General features: G+C 33.9%; 16 protein-coding genes and 2 pseudogenes. 13 read left to right on the top strand and 5 right to left on the bottom strand.

The features are described from left to right. Nucleotides 1-5 precede the first annotated feature (5 nt). A pseudogene (locus tag AN957_RS28665) lies at nt 6-107 on the top strand (alpha/beta fold hydrolase); the annotation flags it as partial. Nucleotides 108-224: 117 nt separating this feature from the next. Here the strand turns inward: AN957_RS28665 and AN957_RS22180 are convergent. Beyond that, nucleotides 225-1,232 carry a DUF3231 family protein gene (locus AN957_RS22180; protein WP_053474548.1) on the bottom strand — a complete coding sequence of 336 codons (1,008 nt, stop codon included), beginning with the start codon at nt 1,230-1,232 and terminating at the stop codon, nt 225-227. A 94-nt stretch (nt 1,233-1,326) separates the two neighbouring features. Here AN957_RS22180 and AN957_RS28660 point away from each other — a divergent pair. Together AN957_RS28660 and AN957_RS22175 are read left to right on the top strand one after the other, a co-directional pair. Continuing rightward, nucleotides 1,327-1,485: pseudogene (locus AN957_RS28660) on the top strand (metallophosphoesterase family protein); the annotation flags it as partial. A 447-nt stretch (nt 1,486-1,932) separates the two neighbouring features. Further along, nucleotides 1,933-2,904 (top strand): alpha/beta fold hydrolase, encoded by a 972-nt coding sequence (locus tag AN957_RS22175; protein WP_425388927.1) that lies wholly within the window; start codon nt 1,933-1,935, stop codon nt 2,902-2,904. A 113-nt stretch (nt 2,905-3,017) separates the two neighbouring features. Here AN957_RS22175 and AN957_RS22170 read toward each other — a convergent pair whose 3' ends face one another. Then, nucleotides 3,018-3,431, bottom strand: a complete 414-nt coding sequence (locus tag AN957_RS22170) for a TetR-like C-terminal domain-containing protein (RefSeq protein WP_053474549.1) — start codon at nt 3,429-3,431, stop codon at nt 3,018-3,020. Nucleotides 3,432-3,947: 516 nt separating this feature from the next. On the opposite strand from AN957_RS22170, the gene AN957_RS22165 reads away from it, so the two are divergent. From AN957_RS22165 to AN957_RS22150, 4 genes are all read left to right on the top strand, one after another. Next, nucleotides 3,948-4,778 carry a glycerophosphodiester phosphodiesterase gene (locus AN957_RS22165; RefSeq protein ID WP_053474550.1) on the top strand — a complete coding sequence of 277 codons (831 nt, stop codon included), beginning with the start codon at nt 3,948-3,950 and terminating at the stop codon, nt 4,776-4,778. A 682-nt stretch (nt 4,779-5,460) separates the two neighbouring features. After that, nucleotides 5,461-6,789 carry a group II intron reverse transcriptase/maturase gene (gene ltrA, locus AN957_RS22160; RefSeq protein ID WP_056686089.1) on the top strand — a complete coding sequence of 443 codons (1,329 nt, stop codon included), beginning with the start codon at nt 5,461-5,463 and terminating at the stop codon, nt 6,787-6,789. 231 nt (nt 6,790-7,020) lie between these two features. Further along, a complete protein-coding gene (locus tag AN957_RS22155) occupies nt 7,021-7,251 on the top strand; it encodes a hypothetical protein (protein WP_053478226.1) in 231 nt (76 codons plus the stop codon). A gap of 340 nt (nt 7,252-7,591) precedes the next feature. Beyond that, nucleotides 7,592-8,512 carry a phosphotransferase family protein gene (locus AN957_RS22150; RefSeq protein WP_053478227.1) on the top strand — a complete coding sequence of 307 codons (921 nt, stop codon included), beginning with the start codon at nt 7,592-7,594 and terminating at the stop codon, nt 8,510-8,512. Between the two features lie 154 nt (nt 8,513-8,666). Here AN957_RS22150 and AN957_RS29230 read toward each other — a convergent pair whose 3' ends face one another. Together AN957_RS29230 and AN957_RS22140 are read right to left on the bottom strand one after the other, a co-directional pair. Continuing rightward, nucleotides 8,667-9,110, bottom strand: coding sequence for an IS3 family transposase (locus AN957_RS29230; protein ID WP_156341157.1), 444 nt, complete (start codon nt 9,108-9,110; stop codon nt 8,667-8,669). 45 nt (nt 9,111-9,155) lie between these two features. Beyond that, the gene (locus AN957_RS22140) at nt 9,156-9,446 is read right to left on the bottom strand and encodes a helix-turn-helix domain-containing protein (protein WP_053474551.1); all 291 of its coding nucleotides are present in this window, start codon (nt 9,444-9,446) and stop codon (nt 9,156-9,158) included. An 829-nt stretch (nt 9,447-10,275) separates the two neighbouring features. Here AN957_RS22140 and AN957_RS22135 point away from each other — a divergent pair. Together AN957_RS22135 and AN957_RS27875 are read left to right on the top strand one after the other, a co-directional pair. Continuing rightward, nucleotides 10,276-11,721: an alpha/beta hydrolase gene (locus AN957_RS22135; protein WP_053474552.1), complete on the top strand. Its 1,446-nt coding sequence runs from the start codon at nt 10,276-10,278 to the stop codon at nt 11,719-11,721. 205 nt (nt 11,722-11,926) lie between these two features. Further along, a complete protein-coding gene (locus AN957_RS27875) occupies nt 11,927-12,082 on the top strand; it encodes a hypothetical protein (protein WP_156319077.1) in 156 nt (51 codons plus the stop codon). 377 nt (nt 12,083-12,459) lie between these two features. Here the strand turns inward: AN957_RS27875 and AN957_RS22130 are convergent, their stop codons facing one another. Continuing rightward, nucleotides 12,460-13,317, bottom strand: a complete 858-nt coding sequence (locus AN957_RS22130) for a TetR/AcrR family transcriptional regulator (RefSeq protein WP_053474553.1) — start codon at nt 13,315-13,317, stop codon at nt 12,460-12,462. Between the two features lie 120 nt (nt 13,318-13,437). Between AN957_RS22130 and AN957_RS22125 the strand changes: the two genes are divergently transcribed. The 4 genes from AN957_RS22125 to AN957_RS22110 all read left to right on the top strand — a co-directional run bounded on the left by AN957_RS22125 (nt 13,438) and on the right by AN957_RS22110 (nt 16,987). Then, entirely contained in the window at nt 13,438-14,874 is a 1,437-nt protein-coding gene (locus tag AN957_RS22125; protein WP_053474554.1) for an MDR family MFS transporter, read from the top strand. A gap of 491 nt (nt 14,875-15,365) precedes the next feature. Continuing rightward, complete coding sequence (locus tag AN957_RS22120; protein ID WP_053474555.1) at nt 15,366-15,560, top strand: DUF4017 family protein; 195 nt, start codon at nt 15,366-15,368, stop codon at nt 15,558-15,560. Between the two features lie 77 nt (nt 15,561-15,637). Continuing rightward, the gene (locus AN957_RS22115) at nt 15,638-15,916 is read left to right on the top strand and encodes a histidine phosphatase family protein (RefSeq protein ID WP_281176538.1); all 279 of its coding nucleotides are present in this window, start codon (nt 15,638-15,640) and stop codon (nt 15,914-15,916) included. Nucleotides 15,917-16,144: 228 nt separating this feature from the next. Then, on the top strand, nt 16,145-16,987 hold the full coding sequence (locus AN957_RS22110) for a metallophosphoesterase family protein (protein ID WP_053474557.1): 843 nt from the start codon (nt 16,145-16,147) through the stop codon (nt 16,985-16,987). The last annotated feature ends 493 nt before the right edge of the window (nt 16,988-17,480 follow it).

The following is a 17,480-nucleotide window of genomic DNA, read 5'->3' as shown; positions in this document are numbered from 1 at the left end:
GCTTAGTTCTTGATATGGCTGGTCACAACCTACAAATCGAACAAACTGATGTATTTAATGCATTAGTTCATAACTGGTTAAACAGACTTGAATCGGAAGTCTACTAATTAAAGAAGGAGAATGGAAAAAGGACTGATTTCTCTTGATAAAGCCTGTTCAACGGGAAATTTTGCTTCAAATAAATTAAATCAAGTGATCGTTGAGACCCTTGATTTAATTTATACCTAACTTTCTGCCAATTCCTTCCTATTCGGAGCATGTGGTGGTTCTTCCATCCATCCCCTTTCTATTAAAATTTCGGTGCCCTCCTTCCCATACTGCAATATTTCAGGAATTAGTTTTGAATATTCAGTAGCAAGGTCTATACGTGCTGATGTAGCTAATGCATGACCAATATAGGTTATTCCTTGCGTATTGAGTATAGTTACAAGGTTCATGATGAGCTTTTTTGAAAAAGGAGATACCGTAGAAGTTGATACTTCTGAATTAACCATTATAGTTCCAAGCAGATCTTCCTTGATTAAAGTATGGTTAAGGAAATGGATTTGCTTTTGAGCTAATTCTTTTCCTTTTATCAAAAATTTTTTTATTTGTTTATCCTTTACAACTTGAATAAATCCGGTGAGTAAGACTAAAGCAAAATAATTCCTTTCAATGTTAAAAAATATTTCAGATAGTTCAAGAACATTTAAAGGGCGTTTCTTTTCGAACCACTTGGATAAAAATGTTTCTTTCTTTTTAACGAATTCAACTTTGTCGGGATAAGGAATCATTGTTGGGCGATCGTATATCCCTTTAGAAAGCATTAGATTTACTGATGTATTATAAAGATCCAATGTGGAAGTTAAACACTTAGAGAAGAAGGAGCGAATATCTTCGCGGGCAACATTAGAAATTAGCATACTATAGGTCATTAAACCCATACGGCTCATCCCGTAAACGTAGCTTACAGGAAATAAATCAAAAAACAAAGGTGGAGCTGAAAGATCAATGTCTTCATCGGAAAATCCGTTAGGAATAGGGAAATTCTCCTTTTCAAAAATATTCTTGATTTCATCAATATGTTTTTGTGATATATCTAATGTTAGTTTAATTATGGGTTTAACTTCTTCATTGTTAGACTGTTGCAGGAAATGCTTAGAGAGACAGATTGACAAGCTATCGTTTAAATAAGTAGCCCATAATCCTGCAATTTCTGTTGATGATAAACCTACAGTATGTTTTGTATTCATTTAAAATCTCCTCTTAAAACTGAATTTTCTAATTTAAGTATTACTCATACCAAAACAACTTATTCTTCAATTCATATTTCTGCAGAATAAGCGAAAGAAAGAAAAGTTACGTTCTGACCTTCGAGCTCAATATGCAATTCTTGAAATTGATGAGACGGGGATTGCTGAAGTGAGATTTAAAAAATTTTCCTATGGTGTAAAAAAGAAATTAAAAAACGCTATTAGTAATAAACTTGCTTATATTGACTTATAACGAGAAATGCTTGAGACAGGAAAACGATAAAAGTAAAAAATGGGATTTGGGAGTGGGTAAGGCACTTCTTATTGCGATAATAATAGCTTTTATTATTCGAGCTTTTTTTTACACACATTGTAGTTGATCTTCTTCAGTGGAACCCACTTTACAAGACCAAGATCGTATGATTGTAACAAAAATTGGAGAACCGAATAGATCTATTATAGGGCACTATCCTTGAACAAGGATAAGTGCCTATTTTTATTTTAGTGTCAGATTGTTGGATAACATTTTCAAATGTTGGTCTAAGTTTAATGCAGGTCCGAAAGGCTCCAGGATAAACTTAAACCATAATTAAACTTTCCTTAAATAAGATTTTAAAAAAGAGATATAAAATGTTAAATAGTTATTGAAAAAAAACGGTATATCTGATATTACTGCTTATTACAGAAAGAGGCGGAAATAGTGAGAACATGGAAAAAGGTAAGATTTTGGCTTTTTATAAGAAATGTTTTATTAATTGTTACAGCGATATTTTGTATTTGGATTATATTTAATCAGATTATAATTGCATATGAACAAAATAAATATCTTCCGTTAGGTCAATTAGTTGAGGTGGACGGTGAGAAAATGCATGTATATACAAAGGGGGAAGGTAAAAACACCATAGTCTTATTAAGTGGCGCCGGTACCGCAGCACCTGCATTGGATTATGAACCTTTAATGAATGAAATGGCGAAGAATAATAGAATAGTAGTGGTAGAGACTTTCGGATACGGATGGAGTGATACCACCAATAAGGAACGAACAGTTGAAAACATCGTAGAGGAAATAAGAGAAGCACTTAATAAAGCCAATATAGAAGGACCATACATATTAATGCCCCACTCCGTTTCTGGCATTTACAGTATGTATTATGCCAATAAATACCCTAATGAAATTAAAGCCATCATAGGAATTGATTGCACTTTGCCTCAAGTGGTGGAGTATTTTAACGAATCTGTCCCAACCATGCCTCAATATTTGAGCATGTTAGCCCCCACTGGAATTGCAAGGTTAGCAGTATATATGAATCCAGATGAGTACCTTCCAAATGCGAATAAAGGGATTTATTCTGATGAAAATTTAAAGATAACTAAAAGTATTTCTGCCTGGAAATTAGGTAACAAAAATATAGTTGATGAAGTTAATGAAATGAATCATAATATCGAAAAAACGATTGAAATGTCATTTCCTCCAGAGATCCCTGTTATGATATTTACTGAGAAAGATGACAAAGTGACGGAAGATGGGAAAACCATTTTATCTTTTTATCGGACGCAATTAAGCCATGTACCTTCTAATAAGCTCATTGTCCTAGAGGGACATCACTATCTACATTGGTCTCATTCTGAGGAAATAAGCCAAAACGTTAATGATTTTTTAAATGCTTTTTAATGAGTTGAATGTTTAAATATTATTATTGGGTAAGTTTAGGTTGAAAAAATATTATTAAAAAAGGACAATTCCTATTTTTATGGTGTTGTCCTTTATTCTGACTTACTTACTTTTCAAAGCAGCTGCAAAGAGGGGATCATTTTACTGTAATGGTCGATAGTATACGAGCCATGTCTTGAGGAGACTCTTTCCTGCCACATTCTAACCACTACTAAATCGCCCTGATATGGGCAGATGCAATATAAGATGCTAAATAAATCTTCTTCCCTAATAATTGAATTTGGCCTCTCCTTAAATATTGTTTTCCACAAGAAGTCCTTTATTCTTGATTGAAAAGTTAAATTTCCTTTTGGACCAAACATAGCTTTCATAAATCCGTGATTTTTATTTATATACTCAAGCATTGAAATTGCAAATGGGTTTGGTGCTAGAGTTGGTTTATTGGATTCAACTGCCGCCATAAGTCCTGGAAAGTTTTGTTTAGCCATTCGGGTCAGATCAGAATAAGTGTAGTGCTCATTTTCCATTTAAGGGCCAGTTTCATGTATGATAAATAATACTTTGGGTTACACTCAGGTCCAAAACCTTCAGAGGAACAAAATGTCCAAGCATACCATAAAGGTCGGTATCAAGCAGCCAGGGAAATCGAGATAGAAAATCATAATGAAAAATTAGGTTGAATATTATCTACGATATAAGTGACACAAATTTCTTCTTTTGATTTGGCTGTTCCTGATAAAATAATCTTATTTGATGAAAATAATTACTGCTTAAGAGGAAAAAGCTTCACTCAATTGAGAAGCTTTTATACATGAATTTGTCATGATGTTTTATATCACATGTACTATTATTGAGTAAAATGGTGTAGTAGAGTATTTCTATTCTATAAATTCCATTAGTAGATTTGTAAAAAAACGTAAGGAAAAAGATCGGATTTTGTTAACACAATCTTTATTAAGCTATAAATATATCTACATACTGGTTCAACATTCCTTTCCTAGAATATATTTGAATACATATTTTTTAGATAGGAGATGGAGAAAATGAGCAAAAAATTATTAATTGGTACTGGGGTGGCTTTTTCGTTGTTATTCAGTCCATTCAGTCAGGCGTTTGCAGAAGAACCAACAGTGGGCGAAAGAAAGCAAGTGGATAATGTAGCACACCGTGGTGCAACAGGGTACGCACCTGAAAATACAATTGCTGGTTTTGATCTAGCGGTTGAGATGAAAGCCGATTATATTGAAATCGATGTTCAAAGAAGTAAAGATGGTGAAATAGTAGTAATCCATGATACAACAGTAGATCGTACAACAGATGGAACGGGAAAAGTAGGGGATTTAACATTTGAACAGCTTAGAAGTCTTGATGCAGGTAGTTGGAAAGGGGAACAATTTGCAGGAGAACCAATTCCAACATTTGAAGAGATTCTTGATCGTTACCATGGAAAAGTTGGAATTTTAATAGAATTAAAAGCCCCAGAGCTTTACCCTGGTATTGAAAAACAAGTGGCAGAAGCATTAAAAGAACGAAATCTCGATAAACCGCAAAATGAAAAAATCATTATTCAATCTTTTAACTTTGAATCGATGAAAAAAATGGACCAGCTTCTTCCTAAAGTTCCAATCGGTGTATTAACTTCTAACCTTAAAGATACAACAACGGAAGCTTTACAAGAATTTTCAACCTATGCGGATTGGTTTAACCCAAGCTATGGAATTGTGACAGAAGAATTAGTGAATCAAGTTCACTCTCTTGGTATGCAAATTGGATCATGGACGGTACGAAGTCAAGAAGCAGCAGACTTTCTATTCGATATGAAGGTTGACGCGATCATCACTGATTATCCGGATTATGTAGATCCTAGAAATTAATATTTTTGTAAAAGGGTTTAAGAAAAGGGGTAGTTGCTACTCCTTTTTTTGTTTGGATTCTTGATGTTGTTTTTTTATGCAGAAATTTACTTAATGTAAAGAGTGGTTTAGTTAAACAAGGATAAGGTAGCAAATCATAATCATTATCTTGATCTTCGACAATCGGGCGCTTGTGCGGCTGAGCAAGGTCGTATCATATAACGGGTGGGATTCCCGTCGAGTAAGAACTAGCCATTCGCTCGTAACGAGTCTTGGAGGACTAAAGGTAACTTTAGTTTTTAAGCGTAGACAGTGAGGTGGCGGGCCGAAAGCCTAATGGTTGAAGGGATTGAGCTCCATAATGATTGTAGTTCGAGAGGGCTGATGCTTTAAGCGCTGCAGAAAGCTACATTTTATCTTTCGTTAAAGGCAAGAATGATAAAACCTCTCTGGAGTCATAGACCTTAGCACGTCATACATTGATATGATACGGCAACTCAGGAGACCCTACCGGTCTTTTCTTTTTTTTTAGAAGAGTATGGTGTACAAGCGATAAAAAGCAAGGAAACCAAATGCCGTTGTAGGGAGTCGGATAGCAGCGTAGTACCAATGAAGTTGGGTAATGCCGATGGAGGAAAGGCTGCTACCTAATTATCACCCTTACTAGAGACACATTTACTACACACAGAGGTAGGTATTTTAAATGGAAACAAAACTACTAAGGATAGCAGAATTAGCAAAGTCTGATCCTAAAATAAAGTTTACATCTCTTGCACATCTATTAAACAAGCAAGCACTAGCTCAATGTCATCATGAACTACCCAATAGGAAAGCAACAGGGATTAACGGTACAACTAAGGAGCAGTACGGTGAAAATTTAGAAGAAAATATAGAGGTGTTAGTAAGTAGACTTAAAAGCAAAAGTTATCGTCCTGTTCCAGTCAGGAGAATGTATATTCCAAAGCTCAATTCAAACAAGAAAAGACCATTAGGAATACCGGAACACGAAGACAAGATTGTTCAAAAAGGCATTACCAAGATACTAAACACCATCTACGAAAATGATTTTCTAGACTGTTCCTTTGGGTTTCGTCCAAACCGTTGTTGCCATGATGCTTTGAAAATACTGAACTTCTATATTGAAAAGAGATCAGTAAATTATGTAGTAGATGTTGATATTAAAGGATTCTTTGACAACGTTGACCACAAATGGATGATGGAGTTCTTAAAACTGCGAATTGCAGACCCTAACTTACTAAGAATAATTGGCAGGTTTCTTAAAGGTGGATATATGGAGGAAGGAAAGAAATACAAAACAGACAATGGCACACCGCAAGGTGGTGTCATATCTCCGATATTAGCCAATGTGTATCTCCATTATATTCTCGACCTATGGTTTGAGAAAAAGGTCAAGAAACAATGCAACGGACAGGCATATATAGTAAGGTATGCAGATGATTTTGTGTGCTGTTTTCAATATCAGAGCGAAGCTCAGGAGTTCTTCCAATCATTAAAACTTAGATTAAAGAAATTTAATTTGGAAATTGCTGAGGATAAAACCAAAATTATTCCCTTTGGACGGTTTGCGGAGAAATATGCAAAACAAAAGGGGAATAGTAAACCAGCGACCTTTGATTTCTTAGGCTTTACACACTATTGCGGGGAAAGTAAACAAGGGAAATTTTGGGTGAAACGGAAATCGAGTAGAAAAAAAGTCCAAAATAAATTAAAAGAATCTAAAGAATGGATGAAGAAGAATAGAAATAAGAATATCCATATAATCATGGATAGATTTCGACGCTCGCTTATCGGTTATTACAACTATTATTGCATCACTGATAATAGCCTAAATGTCAGCAACTTCAAGTGCAAAATTGAGGAACTACTGTTTAAATGGCTCAATAGAAGAAGTCAAAGGAAATCCTTTACATGGGACAAATTCAGACTATTTCTTGATAAATATCCACTACCTTCACCAAAAATTAAAGTGAATATATACAATTTAAGAAAAGAGATTAGCTACATTCTGTGAATGATGACTAGGAGGAGCCGTGTGCATTAATAGTGCAAGCACGGTTCTGTGAGGGTCTGGAGCACAATTTACCGTAAGGTAAAAAGGCTCCATTCTACTCGACTTCTGAAATAGGAAAGCGCCTTTGTTCATGAAAAGGGCCATTTAACGGAATAAAAGACTAAGTTTCAATTACAACATAATTTAGAAAAACTGGGGTAGAAAGTAACCTATAAGAAATGGGGTGTTAAAATGAATTTGTTACTTTGGATAACGGTTGGTTTTATCGTAGTAGGACTTTTTGTCCTTATGTCAATGAAAAAAAGCATGGAGGAAAGAGTTGCTTTAGCAATAGAAAACAAGGACGGTATGGAAGGCAAACAGACATCAACTAAACCCGTTGTTTGGTGGATAGTAGGAGCCACGGTGTGGGGATTAGCAAGTATGTTATTAATTGTGTGGTCTTTTTCTGTTTATGTATAAATGATGGATGCAATGTAGATAGGCTGAGGGTAAATAATTCATTTTTGTTATAGTCCATATTTAAGCAAACGGGCGCGTTTATTTAGGAACGCGTCTTTTTTATTAAAGGGCCAGATTGTTGAATAAACCCATTATATATATGTTATTAAGCTAAATAGCAGGATGTTGAGTAAAGGTGTAGAATTTGGATATTTGTAATAGTTTTCTGATTGGAGAGAAATACTTTTTTCAAGATATTAAGAGATAAAAAATCATATTTCATGGATTTTGTTTTGATGAATTAAAGGTTGGATTTTATTGAAAGTAGAAGTGCCCATACGAGTAAAGGAGACTAATTTAGATGGATAACAGTATCGAGTATGCTGAGTTTGAGTGGGTTAAAAAAATGATTATGTGTAATTTTAAGAACTTGAAAATTAATCATATAATGCCACTTGGTGAGGGCTGGATGAGTCGTGCCTATCTGATCAATCATGAGATAGTATTTCGATTTCCAAAGGAAAAAGACGGATCTATTGATACAGAAAAAGAAATAAAGGCGTTACCAAGCCTAAAAAAACATATTTCTCTAAAAATACCGGAATTTATTTATTGTGGGAAACAAGATAATGGTTATCCCTTTGTCGGCTACAGATTATTGCCAGGAGTGCCTATGGATGAACAACTATTTTGCTCATTACCATCAGAAACAAAGGACAAAATCGCCCATCAAATCGCCGAGTTTATGGATCAAATCAGTTCATTCTGTGTTGAACAGGCGAAAAACTTAAATATACCTGAAACGAATTTCTATCAATATTACTTAGAGAATTTCAATGAGGTGAAGAAAAAAGCCTTTACTAAAATCAATCAAGATATGCAAACATATATTGCTTTTCGATTCGAAACATACCTAGAAGATAAAAACCATTTCAGATATTCACCTAAGCTCCTTCATGCTGATTTATCGATGGACCATTTATTATTTGATCTAAAGAGGCAAGAAATAACTGGAATCATCGACTTTGGTGACATGAAGATTGGTGACCCTGATTATGAATATTTATATTTGTTGGAAGAGTGTGGGGAAACATTTACTAAAAAAGTGATGGAACTGAGAGAGGAAGAAAACGTTCAACATAAGGACGAAAAGCTCTCTTTTTTCCTGACAGCTGATAACGTGGCACTATTATTAGAAGGACTAAATAGAAATGATAGGGAGATGTTTGAAGAAGCAGTAGAACTCATTCAGTGTGAAATGAATACAAACCACAAAGGATGACCGTAATTATATACGAGTTTTTCTTCAAATGAAGAAAAATGATATTGTGTGAATACGAAAACGACGATAAAGTGCAATAAATTTGAATCTGTTAAGGGCGTAATTCTGCTGCCTGATCTGACCCCTGTCAAGTTGACACAAAAAATAAGCGCAGTTAAACAGCCTGACTTCTATATTCGATAGGAGTCAGGCTGTTTAGCTTGTTTTGAAACCTTTCGTGGTTATAAAAGAGAATGTAGTCTTTAATAGCCCTTCTAACCTCTTGTGAAGTTTTAAAAGAATGCAGGTTAAAACATTCTGTTTTTAAATGACTAAAGAAATTTTCCATACTAGCGTTATCCCAACAGTTGCCCTTTCTAGACATACTAGCTTTCATTTTATTTCTTGTAAGTAGCTGATTATAGTTATGGGACGTGTATTGGTATCCTTGATCACTATGGAGAAGGATTCCCTTTACATTCTTTCCTTTTATGGCTTTTTTTAGAGTATCCAAGACTAGTTTATAATCATTGCGTCTACTAATTTGGTACGCAACAACTTCGTTATTATATAGGTCTTTGATGGCAGAGCAGCTGTATAGAATGATTTGATAAATCATCAATGATTTGAAATAGAATACTAGGTTCTAAATCAAGTCCCCCTTTCACATCTTTAAAAGCTTTTTTAATAGTTCGTTCTCAGCTTCTAATCGCTTGATTTTCTTTTGAGGATTTTCAATAGTAGATGAAGAGACTTTATCAGACCCACTTTTTCTTCCGCGTTTCTCTCTAAGACCAACAATTCCATCTACATTAAACTGTTTAACCCACCGTTGTATGTTTTTTCGATGAATGTTTAATTCTCTGGAAACAGCTGAATAATTCTTCTTTTGATGATATAAATCCACCGCTTTTTTCTTAAACGATATATCATAAGCCTCTGCTTTTTTCTCCATAAAAAATCCCCCCTCCTAGTAGACAGATTAATGCGCCTTTTTAAATGTGTCTACTATAAGGGGAGCATACCATATCACTGGCTAACCTTTTTTATAGGTTCTTATTATAACGGCAGTCGGGATGGAATGTAGCCCCACGGGACTTGATCCTGGGTGCAAGACGTGTCATCTTCTATTTTTTATAAGCCTGTTTCAGACTGATTGGGGAAAACGAACCCGTTTTGCCGAGTAACTTATTACCATGTTAATGCACACCTTTACCAAAAAAAACAGTATTTTTGTAACACCATTTCATCTTTGCGGTCTGGAGCAGTAACCCTGTCACTAGGCCTATTAAGTATCAAATATTATTGACGAGACAACCATTTTTTTATACAAGGACAAAACATATTTTGTTAATTATCTTGTTGACAAAGAACTGCTTATTAGTTAAACTCCTTTTGTACTCATGTTCAAAAAAATAAACAAAAGTTCATTTAACACATTTATTAACAGGTAGTTATTTAAAAAGGCTGTTATATTAGTGTCTTAATGATGGGGGCTATCATGGCTGTTTTAAACCGAACTAACAATTTTGTCACATCCCTACTTATGTACAACTTTTCTTAGTTGCCTGGTATCGACTACTGAATTTTTCTTTATTTAATTTAAAATCCTTGTGACCAATAATTATTCGATTCATTTTTACTGACTATGGAAACCAACATCAAGGTTTAATGATGGTTCCCCTCATGAATTGTTGCTTTGAAGGAGATTTTTTTGAAAGTAAATTAGTAGGAAGAAATGTCCCCATCGAAATTTACCTACTAAGAGAAAAGGGGAGTTTATTTTGAGGATTTTAGAAATTTTAGTTATTTTCTTTTCTATCGTTTTACTCTTAAGCATGTTTTTATTCAAAAATGAAAAGCGAAATGCGATTATAATAGGCCTCGCTATACTTTATCTTATTGTGGCTCTGCAAATAATTATTGAAGGATATCGATGGCAAATGCTTTTGGGGTATATCGCACCATTAATTTTAACTTTAACAAATTTGCTTTTTGCTATTACCAAAAGCAAAAAAAAGTATTGGAAGTGGGGGATAAGTAGTTTTTCAATTGTTTACATTGTTGTTATGGTAGGATTACCTCTTCTATTTCCTATCTTTTCATTTGAAAAACCAACAGGGGAATACTTTATAGGTACCAAATCTTATCACATAATTGATAAGAATAGGAAAGAAGTGCGTTCTTCAGATAAAGGTAAACATAGAGAACTAATGATCCAAATTTGGTACCCAAGTAAAGAAGCAAATTCCCTTCAATCTGAGCCGTATATTGAAGAAGTAAAGGCAATAACAGCTGGAATTGAACGTGCACTCTCATTTCCGGCTTGGACTTTAAGTCATCTAAATCTTGTTAAAGCTCATGCTCAAAAAAATTTGGGGATTTCCAACGATAATAACAATTTTCCAATACTTATTTTTTCTCATGGAATGACAGGTTTTCGGAAGCAAAATACCTTTCAAATAGAGGAACTTGTAAGCCACGGCTATATTGTCGTTGGGATTGATCACGTTTTCGATGCTGCAGCTACAGTATTTCCAAATGGTAAAGAGGTCTTGTTGGAACCAAATAATTTATCAGGCTTCGAAAGTCTTGATCAGCACATGAAAATTTGGACAGAAGACGTATCGTTTGTCTTAGATACATTAGAAGAGTGGAACAGTGACAAAGATATGGGGTTTTTTCTTAATGGTAAGTTAAATATGGAGAAAATAGGCATGTTTGGTCACTCTTATGGTGGTGCTGCAGCTGCCCAAATGTTGTTAAAAGATTCACGTATTAAAGTAGCCTTGAACATGGATGGAGTCTTGTATGGGGAACCAATCCCAACAGTTGGATTTTCAAAACCTTACATGCAAATGAATGCAGAAAAAAGTATCGATAAGTCCATTTTTGACGCTTCCTTAGATGCTGCCATTTCACTTAGTGGGAGATCACGATCTTCCTATGAATCGTTTTGGAAAGAAAGTCAGGAAAGACGGGAAAATGCCTCGAAGGGTAAAGGATTTACAATGGTTATTTCCAACACATCTCATATGAGCTACACAGACTTCCATCTATTCTCGCCTCTTCTGTGTAATAAAGGTGAGGACATTCGAAAAGTACACAAAATTATTAACGAACTTAGCTTAGCCTTTTTTGATGAGTTCCTCTTAGAAAAAGGAAGTGGTCTTATCTTGGAAAAAGCAAATAATTATCCTGAAATAGGTCTACTCTCTTCAATAGAATGAAAACCAAGTCAAAAAGGTGGATATATAAATGAACAATCAAAATCCATTGAAATTTGAATATTTATGCTCATTTAAAAAAAGATTAGAGCTTTTGCCTAATATTACATTTCATAATATGTAAATACAACCCAAGGAAAAACGATCGGGATTCGACTAGGATAAACCGCTGTAGGGTTTTCGGTTAATGTATGGGAGGCAATGGACAATGAGTAGGGAAGGTAGGAAGGCATTTATTATGTGGTTGCGTGAGTTGGACAGCAGTGAGTTGATTCGGTTGTATCATACAAAGGAGGACTATATAGAAGATGAGTTGCGTGCCTATTGTGCGGATCAGTTGTTACGCTGTGGTTACAATTGGTAGATGGTCTGGGAGATGGGCCCGAGTTTATTCTCGAATGTGGAGAAAAGTCAAATCCACTATTAGTTCTGCTTCACAGAACCTATAGCTGAATCTATCGTGGGAAATTCATACAATTACCTCTCTACAACATCGTGGAGAGGTAATTGTATTCATATACAATACATAAAATATCATATTCAATGATGAACAAAGTAAAAGGGAGTCTCGCTTTTGGAAGTGTTGAATGATTATTGTAAGGTAAAAAAAGAAAAATGTAATAGTGTAATTTTCGGATAATTTTATTAATATTAGCTTTTAATTTCAATATGTCAACAAAGTTATGTGAAAGAACTTTGTTGATACTTTGACCGAAATATGACATTTACTTTTTTAATGAGTTATATATTTTTTTGTTTTTTAATGATGTTAAATACTTCATTAAATAGGTGTTCATAACTTGATTGAGAGGAAGATAGTATTTTTAATTGACGAATAGCTCCTTCACAAACACCCCATCTTATATATGAGTTTTGAGTTTCATCCAAAATAAAACTAATTATTTCTTTTTCTTCTTGTGAAAATTCATAATCATTTATCACTTTATTAAGTAATCTTTGGATTTTACTCTTAGCTTTTTCTTGATTGTCAACTGCATTAGGCGATTTATATGGAAAGAGAATTTGATTAGTTCGCTTTGTTATTTCAATGTTTTTCTCTAAACGTAAAATATTGTAATCTAAAATATCAGAACTATTAATATTCAGCTTCATTTGATCAGAATACCTAAATTGATAACCTAATCCTCCAATAAAATGGGTGGATAAATCCATCGCGCTTTCTACTATTTCATTCCCATAAACCTCTATTAAGCGTTCTGCTAGCCAATTCAGCTCTTTATAATGGCTCTCCGCCATATATTTCTGTAATCCCTCATCATTTTCCCCCAAAGAAATATTATATAACTCTGAAATTTTCTCAGTCCCATAAATGGAGTGTTTTACTCGAAGCTGAGAATAAAAAATTTGTTTATCATAAAGATTTCCTTCTTGTAACAACATGTTTTGCTGCTCTTCAACTTTTGCATCAACTTTTTGAATAATATAAAGAATTAATTGTGATTTCGAAGAGAAGTAATTATAAAATGTACCTTTGGAAACTTTTGATTGTTCCAAAATATCCTGGATTGCAGTTTCATGATAGCCTTTTGTTCGAAACAACTGTTTTGCTACTTCAATGATTTTCTCTTTTTTACTCATAAATTGTTATCTCCTCAAAAAATTATTGACATCTTTATTATACCATATTATCATAAAAATAAACTTGAGTACAAAAAAATATACATTGGTTTATTTTGAGTGAGAGGAATGTAAAAAAACATGGAAAAAATACAAACGCAACCAGTTGATATTAATGGAAATCACTTTAAACGAGCTGGATTTGTACTTGTTTTAATGGTTGGAACATTTTTAACCATTATTAATCAAACCTTATTGGTCACCGCTTTACCAAAAATTATGAGCGATTTAGATATCAGTGCTAGTAATGCACAATGGCTTATCACTACATTTATGTTAATCAGTGGCATAATGATTCCTACTTCTGCATTTTTGTTAAATACAATAACCAATAGAAACTTATTTTTTGCGGCAATGGTTAGTTTTGCAATAGGTACTGTAATTTGTGCACTAAGTACGACATTTAACACACTTCTCGTAGGGCGTATCATTCAAGCTATTGGTTCAGGATTAATGATTCCTTTAATGCAAACGCTAATGTTTTTAGTATATCCAGCTGAACGGCGAGGGGAAGCCATGGGGTTAGTAGGAATTGTTATAGCGTTTTCTCCTGCAATTGCTCCTACTGTATCAGGTTGGATTGTTGATTATTATAATTGGCGTTACTTATTTTATATAATTCTTCCAATTGTTGTGCTTAATTTGTTGCTAGCATTCTTCTATATGAAAAACATTATAAATTTAACTAAGCCGAAGGTTGATTTTTTCTCTATTTTGCTTAGTAGCTTAGGTTTGGGTTCACTTCTCTATGGGATAAGTGTTGCAGGAAATGAAGGGTGGCAAAATATGAATACATGGATTTCTTGCGTAATAGGTATTGTAGTAATAATACTATTTTCCCGTCGTCAATTTAAATTAGCACAAGCATTTTTGGAGTTAAGAGTATTTAAAAGTAGAACTTTTACTTTGTCTACAATTATTGTAGCTATTATTTTTATGACAATGATTGGTTCAGAAATTCTATTACCTATTTATACACAATCAATAAAAGGATTTTCAGCACTTCAATCAGGGCTAATATTACTTCCTGGCGCACTTGTTTTAGGTGTTATCTCACCAATTGCAGGGAAATTATTTGATAAGTATGGTGTCAAGAAAATGTCAATGATTGGCATGTTTATTTTAGCTGTAGCAACATTCCCTTTCTTATTGCTTACTAAGGATACAGCTACTTGGTGGATTGTTTGTCTTTATTCATTAAGGATGTTAGGTATGGGATTTGTAATGATGCCTTTAGCTACAGCGGGGATAAATGCATTGTCTAATGATTTAATAAGTCACGGATCTGCGATTAATAATACTGTTCGTCAAGTGTTTGCTTCACTTGGAGCTGCAATAATGGTAGGGGTTATGTCAGCTACAGTTACTAGATATTCAAATGATTATGAGGGCATTTCTTTATCATCATTGCTGAAGGGACTTAATAATGGCTTTATGTCTGCTTTCATTTTAATAGTGATTGCATTTATATTATGCATTTTTATAAAATCACCAATATATACAAAAAAGGAAGAATAATATCATTCTTGCTAAGAAAAAATTGCCCGAAAGAAGACTTAAATGTTACTGAACTTAAAATGGCTGGAGGCATATGCTCTTTAGAAGTAGCAGAAAGAATATTTTTTTTAAAGAGATATGAAATTTACAATGGATAATGTTTGTGAATGAAGCAGAATTCTGTAAAAAATATTGTACCTATACTTTAATAGTAAAGAGCAACTTTCTTCGAAATTATAAAAAGGGATATAAACTTTTTTAGTATGATGTGAGAAGAATCCATGAGGATAAAAATTTGAAATGTAATAGATGAGCATCATCTGTAGTCTCATAGCGGCTCTAATATCAAAAATATTATTCGGTAAAAATGGAGGAAGTAGTCCGATAAAAAAATTTGGCTGTTTTCGTAAACTTTGTTGTTTTTGAGTAGTAAAAATAGTGGGCTATAATAAAATATATAAATGAAGTATTCAATAGTTGTTTAATAGTATGAAAGAAAGGAGTGGAGCCTAATGAGAAATATTATTCCGCCATTGTTAGCCTATTTGATTGTTTGTGTGATTGCAGTCTTAATTCCTGCATCAGAAGGCTATAATACGGTAGGTTGGAAATTGTTTGTTGGACAGATTTATGCAATTCCAGTTTTAATCGTTGTAGCTTTGGTCACGTTTTATGTGAACAAAAAACTTTCACACAAAAAAAAATAAACTCAATGGATAGTAATTAGTAATTGCTATCCATTTTTAATACCCTCACGCTATACCCCTTAAAGAATTGAGTTCAAATATGGGGAAATAACTGGAGTGATTTAGACCTTGGTATGGAAAAATTTGAAGATGTAGCAAAGAGAGGAATTAAATTTATAGAAGAAATAAATCGTGTATATAGAGGTAAAAGGGTTTTAGTAGTGAGCCACGGGGCTTTAATTGGTCTGACACTACAGCATTTGCTACCCGAAAGATTTCCAACAACTTATATTGAAAATACTTCTCTTACAATTCTTAAGAATATTGAAGGTAATTGGAATTGCAATCTTTATAATTGTACATTACATCTGAAATAATTCCATTATTAAACAAAATGGAGCTTATCTTCAATATACCAATATGAATGTTGTTCCATAATCGGGCGAATTACTTGAACAGCCGGGCTGCAATAGCAGGCTGTTTGTTTATTTAACGAAAGGGAGTTTAGTTGAACAAATCCCACAAAATCTCACAAAATGATAAAATAGGAATATGAGTTCTATTTTGATTGTACTGTCAATCTTATGGGGAGGAAAATAAAATACATGAAACATAAAATTGCTTTACTAGCAGATGTCCATGGAAATGCAAGTGCTTTAAAAGCAGTTGTCGAAGATTCGGTCAAAGAAAGTGTCACTGACTATTGGTTTTTAGGAGATTTAATCATGCCCGGGCCCGGAGCAAATGATTTGTTTGAAATATTAGATAGTATTAAAGTTACTGCTTATGTTAAAGGAAACTGGGAAGACAGCTTCCTTGACGTACTCAATAAAAAGATTGATTTTGATAACGCTACTGATATCTATGTTTCTAGGTTAGTTCAGTACCAGTGTGAAAATTTGGATAAAAACCATATTAATCTTATTAAGAATTTACCAGTACACCTAACAAAACAAGTTAATAATCTATCTATCAGTATTAGTCATAATCTACAAAATAAAAATTATGGAGGAGAGTTATGGCCTACTAATAATCAGAAAAGTTTTGATCAGTTATTTGAGCATGATTACGATATTGCGATTTATGCTCATACCCATCACCAATTGTTACGCTATAGTAGCAATGATCAATTGATTATTAACCCAGGAACTATTGGACAGCCTTTTTACAGATGGGACAAGTTATGTTCTGACCTACGTGCTCAATATGGGATTCTTGAAATTGACGAGACAGGGATTGCTGAGGTGAGATTTAAAAAAATTTCCTATGATGTAGAAAAGGAATTAAAAAACGCTAGCAGTAATAAACTTCCTTATATTAACTTATATCGAGAAATGCTCGAGACAGGAAAAACTCATACCCATGATATTGAATTATTACAAAAGCTCAATAATAGATTTAATTATAAAGATGAAATAAATAATTTTTTTGAAAAAAACTACTGGTAATTTAAAAGAATAAAATGAACCTTCTTCAACTTACGAGTGCGTTTAGTTTAACAATACATGTACTTATGATCTTCCACAATCGGGTGCTTGTGCGGCTGAGCAAGGTCGTATCATATAACGGGTGGGATTCCCGTCGAGAAAAACTAGCCATTCGCTCGTAACGAGTCTTGGAGGACTAAAGGTAACTTTAGTTTTTAAGCGTAGACAGTGAGGTGGCGGGCCGAAAGCCTAATGGTTGAAGGGATTGAGCTCCATAATGATTGTAGTTCGAGAGGGCTGATGCTTTAAGCGCTGCAGAAAGCTACATTTTATCTTTCGTTAAAGGCAAGAATGATAAAACCTCTCTGGAGTCATAGACCTTGGCACGTCATACATTGATATGATATGGCAACTCAGGAGACCCTACCGGTCTTTTCTTTTTTTTAGAAGAGTATGGTGTACAAGCGATAAAAAGCAAGGAAACCAAATGCCGTTGTAGGGAGTCGGATAGCAG

This window comes from Cytobacillus solani (assembly GCF_001420595.1).
Classification (GTDB): domain Bacteria; phylum Bacillota; class Bacilli; order Bacillales; family Cytobacillaceae; genus Cytobacillus; species Cytobacillus solani.
This window is presented reverse-complemented; position numbering and strand designations above follow the sequence as displayed.

Bases quoted from the DNA above. Each gene is read 5' to 3' on its own strand.
- AN957_RS22155 (WP_053478226.1), top strand. From the start codon at position 7,021: ATGAATTTGTTACTTTGGATAACGGTTGGTTTTATCGTAGTAGGACTT.
- AN957_RS22130 (WP_053474553.1), bottom strand. From the start codon at position 13,317: ATGAGTAAAAAAGAGAAAATCATTGAAGTAGCAAAACAGTTGTTTCGA.
- AN957_RS22125 (WP_053474554.1), top strand. From the start codon at position 13,438: ATGGAAAAAATACAAACGCAACCAGTTGATATTAATGGAAATCACTTT.
- AN957_RS29230 (WP_156341157.1), bottom strand. From the start codon at position 9,110: ATGATTTATCAAATCATTCTATACAGCTGCTCTGCCATCAAAGACCTA.
- AN957_RS22180 (WP_053474548.1), bottom strand. From the start codon at position 1,232: ATGAATACAAAACATACTGTAGGTTTATCATCAACAGAAATTGCAGGA.
- AN957_RS22120 (WP_053474555.1), top strand. From the start codon at position 15,366: ATGAGAAATATTATTCCGCCATTGTTAGCCTATTTGATTGTTTGTGTG.
- AN957_RS27875 (WP_156319077.1), top strand. From the start codon at position 11,927: ATGAGTAGGGAAGGTAGGAAGGCATTTATTATGTGGTTGCGTGAGTTG.
- AN957_RS22140 (WP_053474551.1), bottom strand. From the start codon at position 9,446: ATGGAGAAAAAAGCAGAGGCTTATGATATATCGTTTAAGAAAAAAGCG.
- AN957_RS22170 (WP_053474549.1), bottom strand. From the start codon at position 3,431: ATGGAAAATGAGCACTACACTTATTCTGATCTGACCCGAATGGCTAAA.
- ltrA (WP_056686089.1), top strand. From the start codon at position 5,461: ATGGAAACAAAACTACTAAGGATAGCAGAATTAGCAAAGTCTGATCCT.
- AN957_RS22165 (WP_053474550.1), top strand. From the start codon at position 3,948: ATGAGCAAAAAATTATTAATTGGTACTGGGGTGGCTTTTTCGTTGTTA.
- AN957_RS22110 (WP_053474557.1), top strand. From the start codon at position 16,145: ATGAAACATAAAATTGCTTTACTAGCAGATGTCCATGGAAATGCAAGT.
- AN957_RS22150 (WP_053478227.1), top strand. From the start codon at position 7,592: ATGGATAACAGTATCGAGTATGCTGAGTTTGAGTGGGTTAAAAAAATG.